The 21,970-nt window shown below is 74.4% G+C and carries 16 protein-coding genes; 6 read left to right on the top strand and 10 right to left on the bottom strand.

Features of this window, described 5'->3' with window-relative positions; genetic code table 11:
• Positions 1–7: 7 nt before the first annotated feature.
• Positions 8–514: a GNAT family N-acetyltransferase gene (locus tag ACI8AA_RS22700; protein WP_457046634.1), complete on the bottom strand. Its 507-nt coding sequence runs from the start codon at positions 512–514 to the stop codon at positions 8–10.
• 169 nt (positions 515–683) lie between these two features.
• On the opposite strand from ACI8AA_RS22700, the gene ACI8AA_RS22695 reads away from it, so the two are divergent.
• Positions 684–1,493, top strand: a complete 810-nt coding sequence (locus ACI8AA_RS22695) for an alpha/beta fold hydrolase (protein WP_457046633.1) — start codon at positions 684–686, stop codon at positions 1,491–1,493.
• On the opposite strand, the gene ACI8AA_RS22690 is transcribed toward ACI8AA_RS22695, so the two are convergent.
• Both ACI8AA_RS22690 and ACI8AA_RS22685 read right to left on the bottom strand, forming a co-directional pair.
• On the bottom strand, positions 1,444–2,598 hold the full coding sequence (locus ACI8AA_RS22690) for a glycosyltransferase family 4 protein (protein WP_457046632.1): 1,155 nt from the start codon (positions 2,596–2,598) through the stop codon (positions 1,444–1,446). The genes ACI8AA_RS22695 and ACI8AA_RS22690 overlap by 50 nt on opposite strands.
• Positions 2,595–3,890 carry a hypothetical protein gene (locus ACI8AA_RS22685; protein ID WP_457046631.1) on the bottom strand — a complete coding sequence of 432 codons (1,296 nt, stop codon included), beginning with the start codon at positions 3,888–3,890 and terminating at the stop codon, positions 2,595–2,597. Before ACI8AA_RS22685 ends, ACI8AA_RS22690 begins: the two co-directional genes overlap by 4 nt.
• A 125-nt stretch (positions 3,891–4,015) precedes the next feature.
• Between ACI8AA_RS22685 and ACI8AA_RS22680 the strand changes: the two genes are divergently transcribed.
• The 3 genes from ACI8AA_RS22680 (at position 4,016) to ACI8AA_RS22670 (ending at position 9,326) form a co-directional block, all read left to right on the top strand.
• Positions 4,016–7,150: an arabinosyltransferase domain-containing protein gene (locus ACI8AA_RS22680; protein WP_457046630.1), complete on the top strand. Its 3,135-nt coding sequence runs from the start codon at positions 4,016–4,018 to the stop codon at positions 7,148–7,150.
• 141 nt (positions 7,151–7,291) lie between these two features.
• On the top strand, positions 7,292–8,284 hold the full coding sequence (locus tag ACI8AA_RS22675) for a decaprenyl-phosphate phosphoribosyltransferase (RefSeq protein WP_457046629.1): 993 nt from the start codon (positions 7,292–7,294) through the stop codon (positions 8,282–8,284).
• Positions 8,285–8,501: 217 nt separating this feature from the next.
• A complete protein-coding gene (locus ACI8AA_RS22670; protein WP_457046628.1) occupies positions 8,502–9,326 on the top strand; it encodes a class I SAM-dependent methyltransferase in 825 nt (274 codons plus the stop codon).
• Between the two features lie 61 nt (positions 9,327–9,387).
• Here the strand turns inward: ACI8AA_RS22670 and ACI8AA_RS22665 are convergent, their stop codons facing one another.
• The 7 genes from ACI8AA_RS22665 to ACI8AA_RS22635 all read right to left on the bottom strand — a co-directional run bounded on the left by ACI8AA_RS22665 (position 9,388) and on the right by ACI8AA_RS22635 (position 16,421).
• On the bottom strand, positions 9,388–10,209 hold the full coding sequence (locus ACI8AA_RS22665; protein ID WP_457046627.1) for a DUF1028 domain-containing protein: 822 nt from the start codon (positions 10,207–10,209) through the stop codon (positions 9,388–9,390).
• Between the two features lie 19 nt (positions 10,210–10,228).
• Positions 10,229–10,897 (bottom strand): CoA transferase subunit B, encoded by a 669-nt coding sequence (locus tag ACI8AA_RS22660; protein ID WP_457046626.1) that lies wholly within the window; start codon positions 10,895–10,897, stop codon positions 10,229–10,231.
• Positions 10,894–11,712 (bottom strand): CoA transferase subunit A, encoded by an 819-nt coding sequence (locus ACI8AA_RS22655; RefSeq protein WP_457046625.1) that lies wholly within the window; start codon positions 11,710–11,712, stop codon positions 10,894–10,896. Before ACI8AA_RS22655 ends, ACI8AA_RS22660 begins: the two co-directional genes overlap by 4 nt.
• A 57-nt stretch (positions 11,713–11,769) precedes the next feature.
• A complete protein-coding gene (locus tag ACI8AA_RS22650) occupies positions 11,770–13,128 on the bottom strand; it encodes a lipopolysaccharide biosynthesis protein (protein ID WP_457046624.1) in 1,359 nt (452 codons plus the stop codon).
• A 56-nt stretch (positions 13,129–13,184) separates the two neighbouring features.
• Entirely contained in the window at positions 13,185–14,078 is an 894-nt protein-coding gene (locus ACI8AA_RS22645) for a glycosyltransferase family 2 protein (RefSeq protein ID WP_457046623.1), read from the bottom strand.
• Positions 14,079–14,127: 49 nt separating this feature from the next.
• On the bottom strand, positions 14,128–14,928 hold the full coding sequence (locus tag ACI8AA_RS22640; RefSeq protein ID WP_457046622.1) for a TIGR03089 family protein: 801 nt from the start codon (positions 14,926–14,928) through the stop codon (positions 14,128–14,130).
• Between the two features lie 110 nt (positions 14,929–15,038).
• Positions 15,039–16,421 carry an LCP family protein gene (locus ACI8AA_RS22635; RefSeq protein WP_457046621.1) on the bottom strand — a complete coding sequence of 461 codons (1,383 nt, stop codon included), beginning with the start codon at positions 16,419–16,421 and terminating at the stop codon, positions 15,039–15,041.
• A 601-nt stretch (positions 16,422–17,022) separates the two neighbouring features.
• Here ACI8AA_RS22635 and ACI8AA_RS22630 point away from each other — a divergent pair.
• Together ACI8AA_RS22630 and ACI8AA_RS22625 are read left to right on the top strand one after the other, a co-directional pair.
• Entirely contained in the window at positions 17,023–18,333 is a 1,311-nt protein-coding gene (locus tag ACI8AA_RS22630) for a glycosyltransferase family 2 protein (protein ID WP_457046620.1), read from the top strand.
• A gap of 335 nt (positions 18,334–18,668) precedes the next feature.
• On the top strand, positions 18,669–21,782 hold the full coding sequence (locus ACI8AA_RS22625; protein WP_457046619.1) for an N-acetylmuramoyl-L-alanine amidase: 3,114 nt from the start codon (positions 18,669–18,671) through the stop codon (positions 21,780–21,782).
• Positions 21,783–21,970: the final 188 nt, after the last annotated feature.

The raw sequence follows: 21,970 nt of genomic DNA, 5'->3' as shown, positions 1-21,970 counted from the left end.
CCCGCCCTCACGCGCCGGGCAGGTGCAGCTCCATGCAGGTGAGGTCCGCGCGGGCGTCCCAGGAGGGGACCGGCACGAAGCCGGCGTGCTCGTAGACGGCGATCGCCGCCGTCCTCCAGCGCCAGACGGACAACCGGACCACGCCGGCGCCCTGCGCCCCCGCCTCCGCGACCGCGGCGTCGACGAGCGCCCGCCCCACCCCGCGGCCCCTCGCGGCGGGCCCGACCCACAGACGCCGGACCTCCGCCGTGCCCCGCGCGACCGGCGAGACGACGACGCACCCGCAGCCGGCGCCGCCCACCGCCGCGGTCAGCACCGTCGCGGAGGCGAGGGCACGGACGGGGTCGGCGACCTCGTCCCGGTAGCGCGGGGGCAGCTCGTCCACCGACGCGACCGCGGCGCCCTTCTCGGCCTCGGTGGCGAGGTGGTAGGCGGCGAGCATCCCCGCCAGCTCACGGACGGCGGTGGCGTCCCCGCGGTCCCAGCGGGCGAGGACGAGGTCGTCGACGGGCACGGCCGATCCTGGCAGCCGGCCCGCGCACCCCGGACAGCGCCGGGGACCTGCCCGTGACGGCGCGCCGTCCCCGGGAGCGGGAACCGGCCACCGGCCGCCGCGGCGCGCGACGATGGCCCTCCCAGCGCGGGCCGGAGCCGTCCGGTCCCAGCAGCGGAGGGCCGGACCGATGGGCGCAGCGGTGCGAGCGGGCGACGTCAGGCTGTGGGTCGAGCAGCGGGGGAACGGGCCCGACGTCCTGCTCGTCAACGGCGGCGGTGACCCGCTCGAGGCCTGGCAGGCCCAGCTCGACGGGCTGTCCGACCGCTACCGGCTGATCGCCTTCGACAACCGCGACGTCGGCCGCTCCACCCGCCCCGACCTCCCCTACACGGTGGCCGACCTGGCCGACGACGCGGCCGGCGTGCTGCTGGAGTGCGGCGCCGGCCCCGCGCACGTCGCCGGCTACTCCGGGGGTGGCGTGATCGCGCAGGAGCTCGCCCTGCGGCACCCGGACGCCGTCCGCAGCCTCGTGCTGGTCGGCACCTGGTGCCGCCCGGACGTCCGCTGGCACCACATGGTCGGGTCCTGGATCTGGATGGCCGAGCGGGCGCCGGACGAGCGGGCCTTCCTCGAGGCGTTCTTCGCCTGGGCCTACACCCACCGCGCCCACGAGGACGGGCGGGTCGACCGGACGATCGAGGGCGCGCTGGCCTTCCCGTACCCGCAGTCCGCCGAGTCCTTCCAGCGCTTCGCCGACGCCTTCTGGGACCACGCGACCCTCGACCGGCTGCCGCGGGTCGCCGTCCCGACGCTGGTCCTCACCGGCAGCGCCGACCCCATCGCCCCACCGGACTACGGCCGGGCGGTGGCCGAGGCCATCCCCGGTGCGCGCTTCGAGCTGATCGAGGACCAGGCGCACGCGCCGTTCGAGGAGGCGCCCGAGGAGTTCAACCGCCGGCTCGACGCCTTCTGGCGCGAGGTCCCCCCTCCGCACTGACCTCGCCGAACAGCTCCTCGTACGCGTCGAGGACGGCGCCCAGGGCGTAGCGCTCCCGCGCCCGCGCCCGGCCCCGCGCGCGGTCCGGCGGCGTCGCTGCGAGCCGGCGGAGCCCCTCGGTGAGCGCGGGCACGTCGCGCGGCGGCGCCACGACGCCGAACCCGGTCTCCTGCACCGGGGTCCGGACGCCGGGCAGGCCGCTGGCCAGCACCGGGACGCCGGCCATCATCGCCTCGACCTGCACGATCCCGAAGGCCTCGAAGGAGTTCACCGACGGCAGGGCGAACACGTCGATCGAGGCGTAGAGGTCGGCGATCTGCTCCTCGGGCAGGAAGCCGAGCAGCCGCACCCGCGGGTCGCCGTCGGCCGCGCGCCGCACCTCCTCGACCACCGACCCGCCGGCGACGTCGGCGAAGTCCCCGCCGATGAGCAGGCGCGCGTCGGGGTCCCCGAGGGCGAGGAAGGCGCGCACCAGGTACTGCAGCCCCTTCTCCTCGACGATCCGGCCGAGGAACCCCACGTGCAGCCCGGCGCCGTCGCGGAACCGCGGCCGCCCGGCCGGCCGCTCCCGGCACGGCGGCGGGATCGCGGCGGTGCGCCCGGCCATCGCCGGCCACAGCCGGCTGGACCGCGCGTAGTCCTCGCTGGAGACCACGACGCGGGCGCTGCGCCGCAGCGTGGCCCGGCTGGCGAGGTCCACGCCGAGCGTCTGCGCCCGGTTGACGAGGCCGGGCGGCAGGCTGACGTCGCAGTGGTAGGTGCTGACCAGCGGCGTCCGCGTGCCGACGGCGAGCAGGCCCGCCTCGGGCATCGGCAGGTGCAGGTCCACCACGTCGGCGGTCCGCCCGGCCGCGCGCACCCGCCGCACCAGCGCCGGGCTGACCACGCCCTTGCCCAGCCGCGCCACGACCGGCGCCCGCTCGACCTCGACCCCGCACAGCACCTCCCGCTCCGGCAGGGACCGGTCGTGCCGGCTGGTGAGCACCCGGACGCGGTGCCCGCGCGCGGCGAGCCCCTCGGCGACGTCCCTCGCCACGTTGGTCAGGCCGCTGACGTAGGGCGCGTAGTAGTCCAGCGCCACCACCAGGTCCAGCCGGTCGCTCACCGCGCTCCTCCCGTCGACCCCGCGGGGACCGGGAACTCCGGCACGGCCCCCGTGCCCCGGCGGGTCAGCACGACCGCGCACCACGCCAGCGCCGCCGCCGAGCCGCCCGCGAACGCCCACGCCGCCCCCGCCGTGCCCGGCACCGTCAGCGCCACGACGGCCGCCACGGCCAGCCCCGCCACCCACGCCAGCGCGCTGTCGCGGTGGCGCGCGTCGGCCACCACCGCCTGCGCGGCCACCAGCAGGGCCAGGTGCACGACGCTGCCCGCGGCCAGGACGGCGACGTCGGCGGCCGCGGGGTCGTACCGCTCGCCGAACACCAGCCCCACCACCGGCGGGCCGGCCAGCGCCCCGACGACGGCGGCCGCCGCGGCCAGGGCGGCCACCGCGGCGAGCAGCCGGCGCACCACCCGGGCCCGCGCCCGCGGGGGACCCGTGCCGGCGTCGACCAGCGCCGGCAGCAGCGCGCCCTGCAGGGGGACCGCCACGAACAGCGGCAGCCGCACCAGGGTGAAGGCCGCGACGAAGGCGGCGGCCGCGGTCCGCTCGGCGGTCCCGGCGGTCACCAGCACGGGCGCGGCGTTCAGCAGCGTCTGGGCGCACACCGTGCCGACGACGAGGTGCGCCACGGCGCCCGGCGCCAGCCGCGGCGCGCCGGGCGGCGCCGGCGACCGGCGCCGCAGCCGCCACCCCAGCAGCGGCAGGTGCGCCAGCGCCAGCGCGGCCACCAGCGTCCACCCGAGGGCGGCGGGCCCCGCGGGATCGGCGAGCAGGACGACGGCGGTGGCGCCGAGCACCCGCAGGACGGCGTCGGCCAGCAGCACGACGCCGTAGCCGCGGTAGCCGCCGGTGCCGACCAGCAGCCCCCGGAGGACGAACTGCCCCGGGGAGACCAGGCAGACGGCCGCCAGCGCGACCACCAGGCCGGCCGAGCCCAGCGCCGGCAGCAGCAGCGGCGTCGCGGCCGCCACGGCGACCAGCCCGGCCAGCGTCAGCACGGCGGCTCCCCGCAGCGTGCCGCGGGGGAGGCCGCGGCCGGGGCCGAGGTGCACCAGCCGGGCGATCTCGGTCTCCAGCGGCAGGAACAGGCCGAAGCCGAGCAGCAGGGACAGCGACCAGAACGCGCCGAACCCGGCGTACTCCCCGGCCGGCAGCGCGCGGGCCACCAGCGCCAGGTAGACGTAGACCAGGACGCCCGAGACGACGACGCACAGCGCCACCCAGCTCAGCGACGGGACCAGCCGGCGGGCACCGCGGGGTGCCGGTGTCCGATCCCGGCCGCGCTGGGGCACGGGCCGACGCTAGTGCTCCGGAGGGTGCCGGGCGCGCCGGGAACGCCTGGTGAGGGGGCGACGCGGCACCCCGTCGGGGTGTTCACTGGCCGGAGCCGGTCAACAGCGATCAGCAGGGGGAGCGTGTGGACCTCGTCGGGGAGGCGCGGCCGCGCCCGGTTACGGAGCCGGAGCCACCCCCGCCGCCGCGCTCCCCGGTCCTGTCCCGCCTCGGGGTCCTGGCCGCGCTGGTCGCCGTCCTCGGCGCGGTGCTCCTGCCGCTGGCCCCCGTGCGCATGAGCACCCCGGCCGTCACCTGGCCGCAGGACCCGGCGCGGCCGGAGTCGACGATGCTCGAGCTGACCAACCAGGAGCCGCTGGCCCTGGACCTGCGGGTGGGCTGCGCCGCGGTCCGCGCCGCGGCGGACGTCCCCGGCGGCGTCGTGTTCTCCACGATCGTGCCGGAGCACCCCGCGGCCGGGACCGACGGCCTGCTGGTCACCTCCTCGGACGGCCGGCTGCGGGTGGTCGACCGCGGCACCGAGGTGCTCGACCAGCCGGTCCCCGCCGGCGACTGCACCTACCGGGTGACCGCGGACGCGGGCGGCCTCACCGTGGAGCGGGACGGCACCCGCGTGGCCGGCCTCGCGCCGCCCGAGGGCGGGACGGTGCTGCCCGACGTCGACGTCCTCGCCACCGGCCTGACCGCGCTCCCGGACGGCGACCTGCGGGTCTCGCTCACCGTGGACGACCAGTTCGACACCACCCCGACGCCGGCGAAGCTGGCCCTCACCGGGCTGGTGCTGGCCGCCGCGCTCGTCGCGCTGCTCGCCCTCGCCGCGGCCGACCGGCGCCGCGGCCCGCCGTCCGGTCCGCCGGCACCGGAGTCGCCGGCACCGGAGCCGCGCGCCGCCCGTCCGCGGGGGGTCGCCCGCTGGGCGGGGGCCGCGGTGGACGCCGCCGTCGTCGCGACGGCGCTGCTGTGGCTGTTCCTCGCGCCCACGTCCGACGACGACGGCTACTACGCGGCGATGGCCCGCAACGCCCAGGAGACCGGGTTCGTCGGGAACTACTACCAGCTGCTCAACCAGTCGTTCACGCCGTTCACCTGGTTCTACCGGCTGCTGGGCTGGTGGCAGGAGCTCGGCGACTCGCCGACGCTGCTGCGTCTGCCGTCGGTGGTGACCGGGCTGGTGACCTGGGTGCTGCTGCGCCGGCTGGTGGCCCGGCCCGGCGCGCTGCCGCCGGCGGTCGCGGCGTCCGCCTGGGGCCCGGTCGCCGCGCGGCTGCTGCTGGCCGCTGCGTTCCTCGCCTGGTGGCTGCCCTACGGCGTCGGCGTGCGGCCCGAGGCCGTGGTCGGCGTGCTGGCGCTCGCCACGCTGGTGGCGGTCGCCGCCGCGCTGCGCACCGGCCGGCTGCTGCCGGTGGGGCTCGCGTTCGGGGCGGCGGGGCTGGCGGTGGCCTGCCACCCGACCGGCTTCGTCGCCCTCGCCCCGCTGGTCGCCACGCTGCCGCGGCTGGCCCGGCTGGTGGCCGCCGGGCGCGGGCGGGCGGAGGCGGCCGGGCGGACGCTGCTGGTCCTCGCCCCCGGGGCGTTCGCCGTCTGCGCCGCCTTCGCCGACGGCACCCTCAACGACTTCCGCCGCGGCCAGGAGATCTTCCTGTCCATCCAGCGGCAGGACGCCTGGTACGACGAGTGGCAGCGCTACGCGTTCCTGTTCCAGTCCATCCCGATGGGCTCCTACGCCCGGCGGACGGCGGTGCTCGCCGGGATCGTGGCGCTGCTGTGGTTCCTCGTCCTGGCGGTGGCCGCGCGGGCGCGCGACGTCCGGGTGCCGCCCACGCTGCTGCTGGCCGGCGGGTCGCTGGGCGCGGCGCTGCTGCTGCTGTGGTTCACCCCGAGCAAGTGGACGCACCACTTCGGCGCGCTGTCCGGGCTCGGGCCGTTGTTCCTCGCGCTGTTCCTCGTCGCGGTGCCGAGCCTGGTCCGGGCGGTGACCCGCGACCGCCCGGTGTCCCCGGCGGTGCCGGCGCTCGCCCTGGGCTCGGGGGTCGTCGTCGCCGCGCTGGCGATGCGCGGGCCGAACAGCTGGCCCTACTCCTGGCTGCCCGGGATGCCGAACCCGGACGAGCCGCCCTCCCTCGGCCCGGTCGCGCTGGACGGCCTGCTGACCTGGGCGGTCGTGGCGCTGGTCGTGCTCGCCGCCGCCCGGGCGCTGTGGCGGCGCGCCGGGGCGTGGGCGGTGGCAGTGCCGGCCCTCGCGCTGGTCCTGCTGCTCACCTCGGTCGGCTACCTGGTCGGGAGCTTCGCGCTGGCCGCCGTGCGCACGCTGGACGCCTGGTCCCCGGGCGCCGCCGCGCTGACCGACCCGCTCGCCCGCTCCTGCGGTGCTGCCGGCGACGTCGAGGTCCTCGACGTGGCCGCGGCCCGGCCGCTGGCGCCGGTGCCCGGGGGGCCGGCGTCCGAGGGGCCCGCGGACCTCGCCGCCGGGAGCGGCTGGTTCGCCGCCGGCCCGCCGCCGGGGGAGGGGGTCGCCACCTGGAGCTGGGGCAGCCTGACCGGGCCGGGGGGCGAGGACACCACCGGCGGGCAGGTCACGCCCTGGTTCCCGCTGCCCGAGCCCGCCGACGACGAGGAGGCGGCCGTGCTGGCCGCCGGCCGGCTCGGCGGGGCCAACGGGCTGCGCGTCGAGTACGCCGCGCCGGCCGGCGACGGCGGGGCGCCGCGCGTGCTGGGCACCCAGGACCTCACCGACGGGCTGGACTCCCCGCGGTGGCGGACCTTCGTCCTGGACGCCCGCGGCGCCCGCGACGCCGGCGCCGGCCTCGTGCGCCTGGCGGCCGACGACCGCAGCGTCGGCCGGGGCGGCTGGCTGGCGTTCACCGGCCCCTCGGTGCTGCCGCAGGTGCCCCTGACCGACCTCCTGCCGGCGGACGCGCCGGTGGCCGTGGCCTGGCAGATCTCGTTCCTCTTCCCGTGCCAGCGCCAGCCCGTCGTGCGCTCGGGCGTCACCGAGCCGGCCGCCTACGGCATCGTGTGGCGGCCGGACGGCAGCACCGACGGCCTGGTCGACAACACCTGGCAGGTGTTCCGCGGCGGCGTGTTCGCCCCGGTCGAGCGCACCTCCGCGGTCACCGAGCTCGGCGTCCTGCTGCGCGGGACGCCCGGGGTCCGCCAGGTGCAGGTGCTGCGCTTCGACGTGCCCTACGCCCGGGACGCGTACGACCTGGAGCGCTCCCGCGTGACCCGGCCGGGGTGGGCCGGCCCCGCTCTGGACTGAACCGTTCCGTCCCGGGACGGCGCGAGGGATTGTCCGGGGCGGGTTTCCCCGCCAGGCTCCGGGAGCATGTCCCGCCCGGGAGGACGGCCGCCGAGCCCGCGCTGGCCGTCCGGTGCGTTCCGGCAGCGCCGGGGAGGCCGCATGGACGTCGAGGACCAGCAGCTCCGGCCCCGTGCGGTGCACACGGCGTTCACCGGGAACGTCGCGTCGGACCTGCCCCGGGTGACCGGCGGCGCCCCGGCCCTCCCCGCCCACCGCACCGCGGGTACGGTCCTCGCCGGGCTGGGGCGCACGATGCGGCCCCGGCAGTGGGTGAAGAACCTGCTGGTGTTCGCCGCGCCGCTGGCCTCGGGCACCGTGGTCCGGCCCGACGTCCTGGCCGCCACCCTGCTGGCCTTCGCCCTGTTCTGCGTCGCCGCCAGCGGCCTCTACCTGCTCAACGACGTCCGCGACGCCGACGCCGACCGCCGCCACCCGCGCAAGCGGACCCGGCCGGTGGCCTCCGGCGCGGTGCCGGTGCGGGTCGCGGTCGTCGCGGGCGTGGTCCTGCTGGCGGCGTCCCTCGGGACGGCGGCGGTCCTGGCCCGGCCGGCGCTCACCGCGGTCCTGGCCACCTACGTCGGCATCTCGCTGGCCTACAGCCTGGTGCTCAAGGACCAGCCGGTGATCGACCTGGCCTGCGTCGCCTCCGGGTTCGTCCTGCGCGGCGTGGCCGGGGGCGCGGCGGCCGGCGTCGCGCTCTCGCAGTGGTTCATCCTCGTCGCGGCGTTCGGGGCGCTGTTCATGGTCGCGGGCAAGCGGTACGCCGAGCTCCTGGCGCTGGGCGAGCAGGCCGAGACCCGGCGCAGCCTGCGCGAGTACTCCGCGAGCTACCTGCGGTTCGTGTGGAGCCTGTCGGCCGCCGTCACGTGCACGACCTACGGCCTGTGGGCGTTCGAGATGCGCAGCGACAGCGGCGTCCCGTGGACCACGATCTCAGTCGCGCCGTTCGTCCTGGCGCTGCTGCGGTACGCCGTCGACGTCGACCGCGGCAGCACCGGCGCGCCCGAGGAGGTCGTGCTGCGCGACCGCGGGCTGCTGGCGCTCGGCGCCGTGTGGGCGGTCACCGTCGCCCTCGGCGTCTGGACCGGCTGACCGGCCCGCCGCACCCGTGACACCCGGGCCCCGGGTCCGGTGTGGTCCGAGGGGCGGGCGGTGCGGCCGGGACCGGTCCGTCCCGCGCGTCCGCCCCGTGACCGGCGGGACGCCGTGTTGACTCCGCGTGATGAGAGAGAGCCTCTCCGTGGTAGTCCGAGGAGCCACCGTGATCCGTCGTCTCCGTCACGCCGTCCGCGACCGCGTTGTCCGTGCCGTGTCCGAGGGGGCGCGTGCCGACGCCGTCCACCACGGCCTCGATGACCTGCGCGAGGTGCTGACCGGTCTGGGGCACCGCCTGGACGCCGTGGAGCGGGACCTTCGCCGCGAGCTGCACGCCTGGGAACGGCGCAACCGCCGGGACATCCTCACCGCCGCGGACTGGGACGCCACCGCCACGACCGCGGACTTCTGGCGCCAGGAGCTGTCGGAGTCCACGGCGTACTTCGCCAAGGAGCACACCCTGCGGGCCGCGCTGGAGCGGGCGCCGCGCGAGGGGCTGTACCTCGAGTTCGGTGTCGCCTCGGGCGGCACTCTCCGCGTGATCGCCGAGGCGGCGCCCGTCGGCGCCGCGTTCGGCTTCGACTCGTTCGAGGGCCTGCCGGAGCACTGGCGCAACGGCTTCACGGCCGGCGCCTTCGCCCAGGACGGCCTCCCCGAGGTGCCCGGTGCCGAGCTGGTCGTCGGCTGGTTCGACCAGACCCTGCCGGGGTTCCTCGAGGCCCATCCCGAGCCGGTTGCGTTCCTCCACCTGGACGCGGACCTCTACTCCTCGACCCGCACGGTGCTCGAGGCCCTCGCGCCCCGCCTGCGCGAGGGCACGGTCGTGGTCTTCGACGAGTACTTCAACTTCCCGGGCTGGCAGGACCACGAGCACCGCGCCTGGACCGAGTTCGTGCAGCGGACCGGGTTGACGTTCGAGTACCTCGGTTTCACCGCCGACGACGAGCAGCTCTCGCTGCGGCTCACCAGTGCCCCCGACCTCACGGATCTCCGTCCCGACGCAGCCCACGCCGCCCGGGCGTCCGCCGTCACCGGCTGAGGGCCGACGGCGGGCGCCGGGCGATCCGGCGGCTGCCGACGCCGCCTCATGGGTGGCCGGCTCAGCCGAGCAGGCGGGAGACCGCGGCCAGCCGCGAGTCGCCGGCCATCGAGGCCAGCCACGCCGACCAGCCGGGCCGGGCGCGCACGGCCTCCAGCGCGACCCGCGCCGCCTCGCGGTCGCCCCGCCGGGAGGCGGCCAGCGCGGCGTAGAGGTCGCGCGCGCCCTCGGGGGCGAACAGGGCGAGGGTCTCGTAGTCACGCTCGTCGTAGGCGCGCTGCAGGTTGCGCAGCATCCGCAGCTGCGCGACCGGGTCGCCGGAGTCGTCGACGCGCAGGTCCATCCGCACGCCGTCGTCCTCCTCGGTGGCCGGCTCGCCGCTGACCACGAGCAGCGCCGCGGACTGCCGGCCGCGCAGGTCCCCGCCGGCGTCCTGGCCGGCGGTCAGGGCGGCCAGCAGCCGGTCGGCGAGGCCGCCCGCGGCGGCCTCGTAGGCCTGCGCCATCGCCGGCAGCACCTCCGGCGAGGTGAGCATGTTGCCCTGCACGCTCCAGCCCTCGCCGAGCAGGTGGCCGCTGACCGGGAAGGAGCCGGGGCCGGTGTCGGCGGCGACCGCGCCGGAGGGGGCGAGGACGGCGAGCTGCCGGTCCTGGTCCTCGGCGGCGTGCGCCGCGCGGCGCACCAGCACCGACGGCGCGGTCCCCTCGGCGAGCCCGGACAGCAGCACGTGCCCGGTGCCGCGGGGGCTGCGCGCCTGCACCGCGACGACGCCCACGCCGGGCCGGGCGCTGGGCACGGCCCGGCCGACGGCGAGGATGCAGGAGGAGACCGCGATGCCCATCTCCCCGGTGACCGGGTCGTGGGCGACGACCGAGAACGTCACCGGGGGAGCGGTGCCGCGCTCAGACCGTGGCCGGCAGCGCCATGGTGGGGACGTCGCCCGGCACGCGCAGCGGGGCGCCGGTCCGCTCGACCACCTCGTCGACCGACACCCCGGGCGCGACCTCGCGCAGCACGAAGCCCTCGGTCGTGACGTCGACGACGGCGAGGTCGGTGACCACCCGGTCGACGCAGCCCTTGCCGGTCAGCGGCAGCGAGCACTCCTCGACCAGCTTCGGGGACCCGTCGCGGGCCACGTGCTCCATCATGATGATCACGCGCTTGGCGCCGTGGACCAGGTCCATCGCGCCGCCCATGCCGTTGACCATCTTCCCGGGGATCAGCCAGTTGGCGAGGTCACCGCGGGGGTTGACCTGCATGGCGCCGAGGATGGCGAGGTCCAGGTGCTTGCCGCGGATCATCGCGAAGCTGGTCGCGGAGTCGAAGAAGCTCGCGCCCGGCAGGACCGTGACGGTCTCCTTGCCGGCGTTGATCAGGTCGGGGTCCTCGTCGCCGTCGAACGGGTACGGGCCGACGCCGAGGATGCCGTTCTCCGAGTGCAGCACCACGTGCACGCCGTCGGGGACGAAGTTGGGCACCAGGGTCGGCATGCCGATGCCGAGGTTGACGTAGGCGCCGTCCTCGAGCTCGAGCGCCACCCGGGCGGCGAGCTGGTCGCGGGTCAGGGTCACTGGGCCTGCTCCTCCGTGGCTTCCTCACCGGCAGCGGCCGGCGGGGCGGGCTCCGTGCCCGTGGTGGGCCGCGGGCGGGTGGTGCGCTTCTCGATCCTCTTGCCCTCGGTGCCGACGACGACCACCCTGTCGACGAAGACCCCGGGCAGGTGCACGTGCTCGGGCCGGATCGCGCCGGGCTCGACGAGCTCCTCGACCTCGGCGATCGTGATCCGCCCGGCTATGCCGGCCAGCGGGTTGAAGTTCATCGCCGACTCGTGGAAGACGAGGTTGCCGTGCCGGTCGCCGACCGAGGCCCGCACGAGGGCGTAGTCGGCGGTCAGCGCGGTCTCCAGCACGTACTCGGTGCCGTCGAAGACCCGGGTCTCCTTCGGCGCGCTGGTCTCGACGACGTTGCCGTCGGCGTCGTAGCGCACCGGGATGCCGCCGTCGGCGACCATCGTGCCCACGCCGGTGGGGGTGTAGAAGGCGGGGATGCCGGCGCCGCCGGCGCGCAGCCGCTCGGCCAGGGTGCCCTGCGGGGTGAGCTCGACCTCCAGCTCACCGGAGAGGTACAGCCGGGCGAGCTCCTTGTTGCCGCCGACGAACGAGCTGATGGTGCGGCGGATCCGGCCGGCGTAGAGCAGCACGCCCAGGGCCTGGTCGTCGACGCCGCAGTTGTTGGAGATCGTCGTCAGGTCCCTGGTGCCCTGCTCGAGCAGCGCGTCGATCAGCGCCACTGGCACTCCGCAGAGCCCGAACCCGCCGACGGCGAGCACCGCGCCGTCGCCGACGTCGGACACCGCCTCCCGGGCGCTCGCCACGACCTTGTCCACGTGTCACCCCGTCTACTCGGCAGGTCGGCGGAACCGACCAATGGTCTCCGGGCGAGGTTAGTCAGTCGTCCTCGTCGATGAGGTGTCACCCCGAGTGTCGACCGACGGTCGGCGAGGGTGTGGGGTCATCCGCAGCCAGATCATGTTGGCAGCGGTCGGCAGGACACGAGTGCCGGTGAACAGTTCGGTGGCCAGCAGCGTCATCCCGATGGCGGTGGCGGACACCGCTATCACGGCGTTGACGGATTGCCCGATGCCGGCCAGCAGGCCGACGTGGAGCAGGGCACCGCAGGCCAGGACGGCAGGAAAGGGGCGGTCGTGTGCGGCGAGTGCATACGACACCGCGACGTTGAGCATGGCCGCCATGGTCATGACGAGGGACAGCGGGAGGACGAGGTGCCGAGCCCTGTCGAACTCCTCGCCGAAGGTCAGCCGTACGACAGCAGGCGGCAGGACCAGCCACACGACGCTGATCAGCAGTCCCAGTCCCAGGGTGAGTCCCTGAGCGACGACGAGGAGACGCCGTGCGTCCTCTCCCCGTTCCAGGGCGGCGGCAGCCCGCGGGAGGAGGATCATCGCCACCGCCATCGGGGCGAAGAGCGAGATCTTGCCGAGGAGCACCGCCGAGGCGTAGAGACCGGCGTCGGCCGGTGCCAGCCCGGCCTTCGCGACGAGCACGTCGGCGTTGGTGAGGGATGCAAAGGCGGTCAGCGCGACGAGGGCACTTCCGACCTTCGGTCGAGATGCGCGTTCTCCGCGGCGTCGCCGCACCTCCCGAGCCAGCCCGAGCGCGATGGTCACCAGACCGATCACGGCGGCTGACAGCATTGCGGCCATCGCACCCGTCACGCCGAGCCATAGGACGAACGGGACGAGCAGGACGACCCGAAGGAGCCCGAGTGGCCCTCCCATGAGCCAGGCGACCTGTCCGAAGCGACCGAGGCCCTGCATGGCGCCGACGCCGACGAAGGCGAGTCCCCAGGCAGCGATCCAGGCTCCGGCAGTCATGGCCAAGCCCGTTGACTCGAGGCGTAACCACTCCGCCAGGAGACCGGAGGTCCCGAGGAGCAGCGCCAGCAGGGCGCCGGTGCTCGTCGCGGCGAGGAGTCCGAGACGAGCCAGGTAGGCCGCGGCCGCCGTCGTCCTGCCCGCCGCCCGCAAGCGGGCGATGTCACGCGCCGCCGCCGCTTGGACGCCGGTGAACGGCTGCGTGACGAGGGTTGCGAAAGCGACCAGGGCCGAGACCTCGGCGAAGCCGGCGGGGCCGAGCATGCGGGCCGCAAGGACGTAGAAGAGGTAGTTGCCGAGGTGGCCGGCGAAGGTCCCGAGAGTGACCACAACGCCGGCTCGGAGGTCGGACCCGCCGTTCGAATTCTCGCTGGTCGGCTCGATCTCCGTGTCACTGCTCGGGGTCACAGATGGTCCTGTTCGGAGGGGACTGATCGGTAGCCGCCGCTGAAGGCGCACGGACTTCATCCGACCAGTTGGCCCGCTGGGATCCTCCGGGTGATGTGGCGCACGAGGGACCGGGACAGGTCGCGGTTACGAGTCGCGATGGCGGTGGGCAACAGCATCAAAGCGTGCAGCCGCGACGTCAGGTGTGCCCGGGCCGCCCACGCTGCTCGCGTCCACCCGCGCTGCTGCATGAGGCCTGCCATCTCGGCGAAGTAGTCCGACTCCTCCGTGAAGCGACTCCCCGTGAGACGCTCGGTCGAGGACAAGCTCGACCGGTGCCGCCGGTAGTCGAAGAGGACCTCGTCGACCAGGGCCAGCTGCCCGTCCTCGAGGAGGAGACGCAGGTACAGGTCCAAGTCGAGGACAATGTCATAACCTTCGCGGAAGCCGACGGCCTGCGCATGCGAGGCCCGAAAGACGGTGGCCGGGAAGTACATCCAGTTGCCGCGCAGCAGGGAGACGGCGAGGTCCTCCCCGCCCAGCTGTTGAGGGGCGGCAGGTGCGATGAGGGACTTGAGCCTGTCGGCCAGGGGGCGGGCGGGCGAGCCGTCCTCGTCGATGACCTGGACCTGCGGCTGGTACATCGACGCCGTCGGCACTCGGAGCGCGGCATCGGTCATCCGACGAACGAATGACGGGTGCAGCCGGTCGTCCGCACCCAGGACGAGCACGAGCTCGGCGTCCGCGGCGTCGAGGCACCTCTGGAAGTTCCTGTTGATCCCGAGCCGCGGCTCGTTCCGCACGTAGGTGACGCGGGGGTCCAGGGACCCCAACCAAGCTGCGAGTGTCGCGTCCTCCGGACCGTCGTCGAAGACCTGGAGGGTCCAGTGCCCGCAGTCCTGGGCCAGGACACTCAGGACGGCCTCACGCAGCAGAGGGCCGTCACCGAACGCAGGGAGGGTGATGGACAACGGGACGTGCGTCAACTCTGCTCCAGCCGGGATGGCGGTGTGGTCGTCGTCAGATGGGCTCGCCGAGCGCGCGGACTCCCTCGACCGTCATCCCCAGGGTAGCGGTCACCCGCTCCGTGATGGCGCGCTTGGCCAGGAGGGACGGGTGGAAGTGACGATTGAGCACGATCGATGCGCCTGCGGCTAGTGGGGCCAGGAGCCAGGCGACCGGCCCGGCCTCGGCCGCGACGGTGTCGCCGACGAGTACCCGGTCGCCGGCCGCGATGCCGAGCCGTCCAGCGAGCGCGGTGGCGGCCTCGGTCAGCCCGCCGAGGGTGAGCTCCAGTCCGCCGGCCAGCAGCCCGGGGGAGGCCGGGTCCGGCGGCATGTAGGGGGTGAAGTGGTCGCCGTGCGCGCGCACCTCGAGGGCGAAGTCCCGGGCCGGGCCGGCGTAGCCGGTCATGCCCAGGCCCAGGGGGTGCAGAGAGAGGCCGAGCAGCTCCGGCGGTCCCTGCTCCTCCAACGCCTCCAGCCGGTCCTGGGCGGCGAGGACGACGTGGGCGGCGTCGAGGCCGCCGTCGTTCTCGACCGCGGTGTCGAGCACGGCCGCGCCGCAGCTCCACACGCCGAGCAGCACCGCGGCGGTCTGCCAGTGCACCGGCAGGGCGACGGCGACGGTGCTGCCCGGGCCGACGTCGAACTCGTCCTGCAGCAGGTTCGCGGTCTTCGCCACCCAGTTGGCGAGGGTGGCGCCCGACAGTTCGACGCGCTCGCCGGTCGCGTCGTCGTAGGCGGTGATCAGCGGCGCAGCAGGACCGCGCCGCAAGGCGACGGCGAGCAGATCCGACGGGGTCCTCGGCGGAAGGCTCATGTCCCAAGCCTCCCAGCGATCCCGGGCGCAGCGGGAGTGCGGGCTCGAGACAGCGGGCGGCCGTCGACGCCGGAGGGACGGCGCCGACGGCCGTCAGCGGCAGCGGAAGGTCAGTAGATGCAGCCGGTGTCCGCCGCCGTCCGCGGTTCCTCGACCAGGGTGGCGGTCTCACCGGTGTCCGCGGGCGGGGTCGTGGCCTGACCGATGGCGTTGAAGTCCGACCCCAGGATCAGCTGGACGGTGCCGGAGGTTGCGTCGTCGGCGACCTCGGTGACGGCGCCGGGGACCTGCCCGGCGAGGGTGGCGGCCAGTGCCTCGTCGCCGGCGGCGTGCCGGATCGTCGTCTGCTCGTAGTCGGTGCTGTCGGCGTTGCCGGTGCTGGTCACGGTGAAGCCGGCGGTCTCGAGCGAGGACGCGGCCTCCGCGGCCAGGCCCGGGGTGCCCGAGCCGTTGTAGACGGCGACCGACACGTCCGCGGGCGCCACGGTGGCCGGCGCCGCCGGCGCCTCCGGGGCGGCCGCCTCGGGCTCGGCGGAGAGCTCGGCGAAGAAGTCGTGCAGCTCGTCCTCGTCGGCCAGCTGCAGGATCGAGCGGCCCTGCTCGTCGCGGTCGTCACCGACGATCGGGATCGTCTGGAACTCGATGCTGCCGGCGGTCACCGACTGCATCTGCTGGGCGAGGTCGAGCAGGTCGAGGTCCTGGTCGATGGTCAGCGACTCCGACGCCGCCCGGATCAGCTCGCGCTGCTTGCCCAGGTCCAGCAGGACGTCGTCGGACAGCATCTTGCGGAGCACGCCGCCGATGAACACCTGCTGACGGACGATCCGGTCCAGGTCGCCGCGGGGGAGCCCGTGCCGCTGCCGGACGAACTCCAGCGCCTCCGCACCGGAGATGGTCTGCGGCCCGGCCGGGAAGACCGCGCCGGAGTAGGCGGAGTCGTCCACTGCCTCGCAGAGGTTGACGTCCACGCCGCCGACCACGCTAGTGAGGTTGAAGAAGCCGAGCAGGTCGACCTCGGCGTAGTGGTCGATCTGCAGGCCGGTGAGCTGGCTGATCGTCTGGACCAGCAGCTGCGCGCCGCCGGCCTGCCGGTCGGCCTCGGGCGCGGAGTCGTCGACCTCGCCGTACCCGTAGGCGTAGGCGGCGTTGAGCTTGTCCATGCCGTAGCCGGGGATCTCGACGTAGGAGTCGCGCGGGAACGAGACGAACGACGCGCGCGACCCGTCGGCCGGGACGTGCACCAGGATCATCGTGTCGGTGTTGATCCCGGAGTCCGCGCCGGCGCTGAGCTCGGCGAGCTGCTCGGGGGTCAGGTCGGCGCGGCTGTCGTTGCCGACCAGCAGCAGGTTCATCGCCTCGGTGGCGTCCCCGGCGTCGGAGTTGCCGGCGGTCGGGATGGCGTCGGTGCGGTTGACCGTCGCCTCGGCGACCCGGCCCAGGTACCAGCCCCAGCCGCTCGCGCCGAGCAGGAGCACCGACAGGACGGCGGCCACGCCGCGGGCGACACCGGCGCCCCGGCGGTGGCGCGGCGCGGCGGTCCCGCGATCGGCACTGCGCCCCGCGGTCTCGCCGGCACCCCGGCCGCGGGGGCGCGAGGGACGGCCGGCGCGCGGGTCGAGCCGCGCCGGGATCGGACGTCCCGGGGCTCCACCCTGCTCGTTGCGGTCTCGGCTCACCCGATCGAGGTTAGGGGCGGGTGGAGCGGCCGGTGGTCGCGCGACACGGGGGAACGCTCCGTCCTAGGTCGCGAGGGCCCGTCGCGTACCTGCTGCCCGCCTGGTCGCACACGACCCCACCCGGCGCAGGTGTCACACGAGCAATCCTCGATCACGGCTTCCACCCAGTGTCCTGCTGCACGTCATGACCGCGCAGGAGGCCTGAGGAGAGCAGTCCGCAGGCTCGCCCGCTCGCTCCGTCCATCCCGCCGGCGTGGTCGGGTGTGAGAGGGCGCTCGCCCCCATCCGCCGTGGCACGAGACGCTCCTGTGGTTACTGCGTCGCAGGGGACAGTGACTAGCCGGACGTCCGCGTGCCGGTACCGCGGTGCGCTTACGGTTGTTCCCGGAAACCGCCGCACGAAGACAGGAGTCCACCGGTGCGTGCCCACGAGACCCTCCGGACCGCCGCGCCCGAGGCCGCCGCGTCGGCAGCCCGTCCCGCCGGACCTCAGCTGGCCGGGACGCCGAACGCCGCGGCCGCAGCCAGGACCGACCCGGCGCCGATGGCCGCGCACGAGGACGTCGAGTTGTCGATCGTCATGCCTTGTTTGAACGAGGCCGAGACGCTGGCCACCTGTGTCCGCAAGGCGCTCAGTTACCTGGAACGTAGCGGTGTCCGCGGTGAGGTCGTCATCGCCGACAACGGCAGCACCGACGGCTCTCAGGCCATCGCCGAGGCCGAGGGCGCTCGAGTCGTCCCGGTGACGGAGAAGGGCTATGGCAACGCCCTCATGGGTGGTATCCGCGCCGCGCGAGGTCGATACGTGGTGATGGGTGACGCCGACGACAGCTACGACTTCTCCGACCTCAGCGGCTTCCTCGACGAGCTCCGCGGCGGTGCTGACCTCGTCATGGGAAACCGCTTCCGTGGGGGCATCGAGGACGGCGCCATGCCGCCACTGCACCGTTACCTCGGCAACCCGGTGCTCTCGTTCATCGGCCGGCTGTTCTTCAAGGCGCGCGTCGGCGACTTCCACTGCGGCCTGCGCGGTTTCAATCGGCAGCGGCTGCTCGACCTGAACCTGCACACGACCGGCATGGAGTTCGCCAGCGAGGTCGTCGTCCGGTCGGTCCTGGCTGGGCACCGCGTGACTGAGGTCCCGACCACGTTGAGCAAGGACGGTCGTAGCCGTCCCCCGCACCTGCGCAGCTTTCGTGACGGATGGCGACACCTGCGGTTCCTGCTCCTGTTCGCGCCGCGCTGGCTGTTCCTCTTCCCGGGCTTCCTGCTCACTGGGATCGGTGCCCTCGCGACGCTCGTCCTGCTGTTCACTCCGGTGACCATCGGCTCGGTGACCTTCGACGTCGGCACCCTCGGTTATGCGGCGGCCGCACTGCTCATCGGCAGTCAGGCCATCGCTTTCTGGCTGCTGACCAAGACGTACGCCATCGAGGAGGGCTTTCTTCCGCCTGACCCCAGGCTGACGCGTCTCTTCCAGCGGTTCACCCTTGAGGTGGGGCTGGTCCTCGGCGTCGTCCTGCTGGTGATCGGTCTCGTCGCGGCCATCGTCTCGCTCGTCCGCTGGGGTGTTGTCGACCTGGGCAACCTCGACGCCCGGCAGCAGGTCCGGATCGTGATCCTCGCGATGATCGGCTTCATCCTCGGCGCCCAGGTGATGCTCAACAGCCTCGTCCTCTCCATCCTGCAGCTGGGCCGCAAGGAGCGTCCGGCCGTCACGCTGTCCTGAACAGAGTTCTCAGCCGAGAGCACTTGACACCGGCCCTCGCCGGTGGACGAAACGTCACCGGATCGGCACCGCCGGCCCGGTGACGTTTCGGCGTCCCCACACATGAGCGCGGTGCGCCTACCGGGGGGCTCGCCTCTGTTGGAGGTGGTGGAGACAGGACCCGAGGCCGCCACTGTCCTATGCCCGGGCGGGGACCGCGCGTGGACGCGACACGCCGGCCGTGCGGACTGGGTCCGCCTGACGCCTCAAGTCGGCGCTGGTTGCGGTCGAAGCTCCTCCAGCGCGGAGTCTCACTTCGTGCTGGACCGTCCCGAGCCATCACGGAGGCCTCACCGGTGCGCCGTCTCATCACAGGGGCCATTGCCTTCACCGCCTTCACAGGAGTCGTCCTCGTCCTCCCCGTCTACGCGGCTCCGACGCCGGAGGCTGAACCGGTGCCGACGTCCGCACAGGAGTTGTCACTCGGCTCCGTGGAATCGCCCGCGCCCCAGGCGGAGGTCCAAGAAGGGACGACCGACCCGGTGGCGGGCGTTGCAGAGGACGAGCCGACACTCGCGCTCACCGCCACGGACGTCGAATCCTTCTCGCTCGTCGGCGTGACATGGGCTGAGGATCCGGCGGTCACCGACATCCGGGTGCAGTTGCGTGTGCGGGATGCCGACGGCGACTGGGGCACCTGGACCGAGGTCGGTGTCGAGGACGCCGACCAGGACACGGGAGATGACGTCGGCCAGGAACTCCGGGGCGGCACGCCGCCGGTGTGGACAGGACCCGGCGCGGGCGTCGAGGTCGAGGTGGTCACCCGCTCGGGGGCGGAGCCGACCGACGTCCGCCTCGACCTGATCGATCCGGGCACGAGTGCCGCCGACGCCTCCTTGAGTGCGCCTGACGTCCAGGACACGGCGGGTGCAGCGATGGGCATGCCTGCGATCTACTCCCGCGCCCAGTGGGGAGCGGACGAGAGCATCAGGACCTGGGCCCCCGAGTACGCCCCGACCATCCGAGCCGCGACGCTGCACCACACCGCCGACGCGAACAACTACGCGGCTGACCAAGTCCCTGCGCTGATGCGGTCGATCTACCGCTACCACACAGTCAGCCGTGGTTGGGGCGACATCGGGTACAACGTCATCGTCGACAAGTACGGCCGGCTCTGGGAGGGCCGCTACGGCGGCCTGTCGAGCACCGTCGTCGGAGCCCACGCAGGTGGCTTCAACACCGGCACCTTCGGCGTGTCCATGCTGGGGAACTACGACACCGTCACCGCTCCTCAGGCGATGGTCGACGCGGTCGCTGCGGTCGTCGCCTGGAAGTTCTCGCTGTACGACGTCGATCCGCGAGGCACCGTGACCCTGACATCAGGGGGCGGGGGGACCGCCAAGTACGCCGCCGGGGTCCGCGTCACACTCCCGACCGTGTTCGGGCACCGCGACGTCGGGAGCACCTCGTGTCCCGGGCAGTACGGCTACGGGCGTCTGGGCGAGATCCGCACCAAGGTCGCGACCCTGATCGCGGCTGCCCGCACGCCGATCGAGCAGCGTTATGACGAGGACGCGGCACTGCGAGCGAGCCTCGGCGCACCGGTCGGGACCGAGCAGGTCACCTCGGGCGTCTCCTGGCAGGCCTACCAGAGGGGCCGGCTCTACCACTCGCCATCGACCGGCACGCACCTGATGCGGAACGCCATCCTGGACACCTACCTGGCGGCAGGCGGGCCGGCGGCGCTCGGTGGGCCCACCTCGGACGAGGCCCCGACCGCGGACGGCCGCGGAGCCCACAACCGCTTCCGCAACTCCGCGATCTACTGGTCGGCGGCCACGGGGACGCACGTCGTGCGGAATGCCATCCTCGAGCGCTGGGCAGCTACGGGGTACGAGTCAGGCCCCCTGGGCTTCCCGGTCGAAGACGAGCTGGCCGCCCCCGGCGGCGCCTATACGCCTTTCGAGCGGGGGGCCATCTACTGGTCGCCCGAGACAGGCGCACAAGTCGTGACCGGCGCCCTCCGGGAGGAATGGAGCGCCCGCGGCGGGGTGTCGGGATCCCTCGGATACCCGACCGCCGCGGAGCAGAAGGTCGCCGACGCGACGTGGCGCCAGTCGTTCCGGTTCGGCGACCTCCTGTGGTCCGCCTCCGGGGAAGTTCGTGCGGTCGTCAACGCCATCCGAGACGCCTGGGTGGTCTCCGGTGCCGCCTCGGGCCGCCTCGGCCTCCCTGTCGACGACGAGAGCCCCACCGCCGGTGGTGACGGCGTGGTGCAGCGCTTCAGCTCCGGTGCCGTCTTCTGGACTGCCGGCACGGGCGCCATCGCCGTGGTGGGAGAGATCCAGGACTACCACGAGGGCACGGGCGCAGAGCGTGGCGTCCTGGGCTACCCGGTCGCCAGCGAGGTCGTGCCAACCGGTTCGCAGGCGCGAACACAGGACTTCGCAGGCGGCCACGTCGTCTTCACCCCGGTCACCGGCGCGCATGCTGTGCGGAACGCGATGGCGGACCTGTGGCGGGCTCAGGGCGCCGAGGCCGGGTACCTCGGCTACCCGACGACCGACGAGCGGGCCCTGGCTGACGGTCGCGGCGTCGTGCAGTCCTTCCAGCGGGGCAGTGTCTACTGGAACGCCGCCACAGGAGCCCACGCCATGACCGGGGCCATCGCCGATCACTACGCCGCACTGGGTGCCGAGAAGAGCGTGCTGGGTTACCCGGCCGACGAGGTGTTCCGGGCCGCGGACGGTCGCGGCTACGGGCAGCGCTTCGAGCGGGGCTGGGTGTTCTGGTCGCCCACCACCGGCGCGCACGCCGTGCGGAACGCGATGGCGGACCTGTGGCGGGCTCAGGGCGCCGAGGCCGGGTACCTCGGCTACCCGACGACCGACGAGCGGGCCCTGGCTGACGGTCGCGGCGTCGTGCAGTCCTTCCAGCGGGGCAGTGTCTACTGGAACGCCGCCACAGGAGCCCACGCCATGACCGGGGCCATCGCCGATCACTACGCCGCACTGGGTGCCGAGAAGAGCGTGCTGGGTTACCCGGCCGACGAGGTGTTCCGGGCCGCGGACGGTCGCGGCTACGGGCAGCGCTTCGAGCGGGGCTGGGTGTTCTGGTCGCCCACCACCGGCGCGCATGCTGTGGTCAACGCGATCGCCGCCGAGTGGACCCGCAAGGGTTCCGAGCGAGGCATCCTCGGCTACCCCTTGGCAGCGGAAGCCGCGGTGCCCGGTGCGCCAGCCGCTGTGGTGCAGCGCTTTGCAGGCGGGGAGGTGTACTGGACGGCCGCGCACGGTGCCATGGAGGTGTCCGGCGCCATCCGTGACGCCTACCGGACCCAGGGTGGCCCGTCCGGGTGGCTGGGGCTGCCGACGAGCGGCATGTCCTTGGAGTCCGACGGTGTGACCATCCAGCAGACGTTCACCGGCGGGGTGCTGCGTTGGTCACCTCAACGGGGGGTCTTCCGCTGAGGGCCGATTGGCCGCCGACGTAACACCTGGTCTCGGCTGCACTCATGAGCCACACCTGACCCCGGCGTCCCGGGGGGGGGGGGGGGGGGGGGGGGGGGGGGGGGGGGGGGGGGGGGGGGGGGGGGGGGGGGGGGGGGGGGCGGGGCGCGGCGGCGCGCCGGCCCCGGCCGGGGCGGGCGCCGCGTGGG

The organism is Geodermatophilus sp. SYSU D01180 (genome assembly GCF_054050415.1).
This window is presented reverse-complemented; position numbering and strand designations above follow the sequence as displayed.

What these genes read in the sequence shown, in the direction of transcription:
- ACI8AA_RS22695 (WP_457046633.1), top strand. Translation starts at nt 684, where the DNA reads ATGGGCGCAGCGGTGCGAGCGGGCGACGTCAGGCTGTGGGTCGAGCAG.
- ACI8AA_RS22675 (WP_457046629.1), top strand. Translation starts at nt 7,292, where the DNA reads ATGGACGTCGAGGACCAGCAGCTCCGGCCCCGTGCGGTGCACACGGCG.
- ACI8AA_RS22640 (WP_457046622.1), bottom strand. Translation starts at nt 14,928, where the DNA reads ATGAGCCTTCCGCCGAGGACCCCGTCGGATCTGCTCGCCGTCGCCTTG.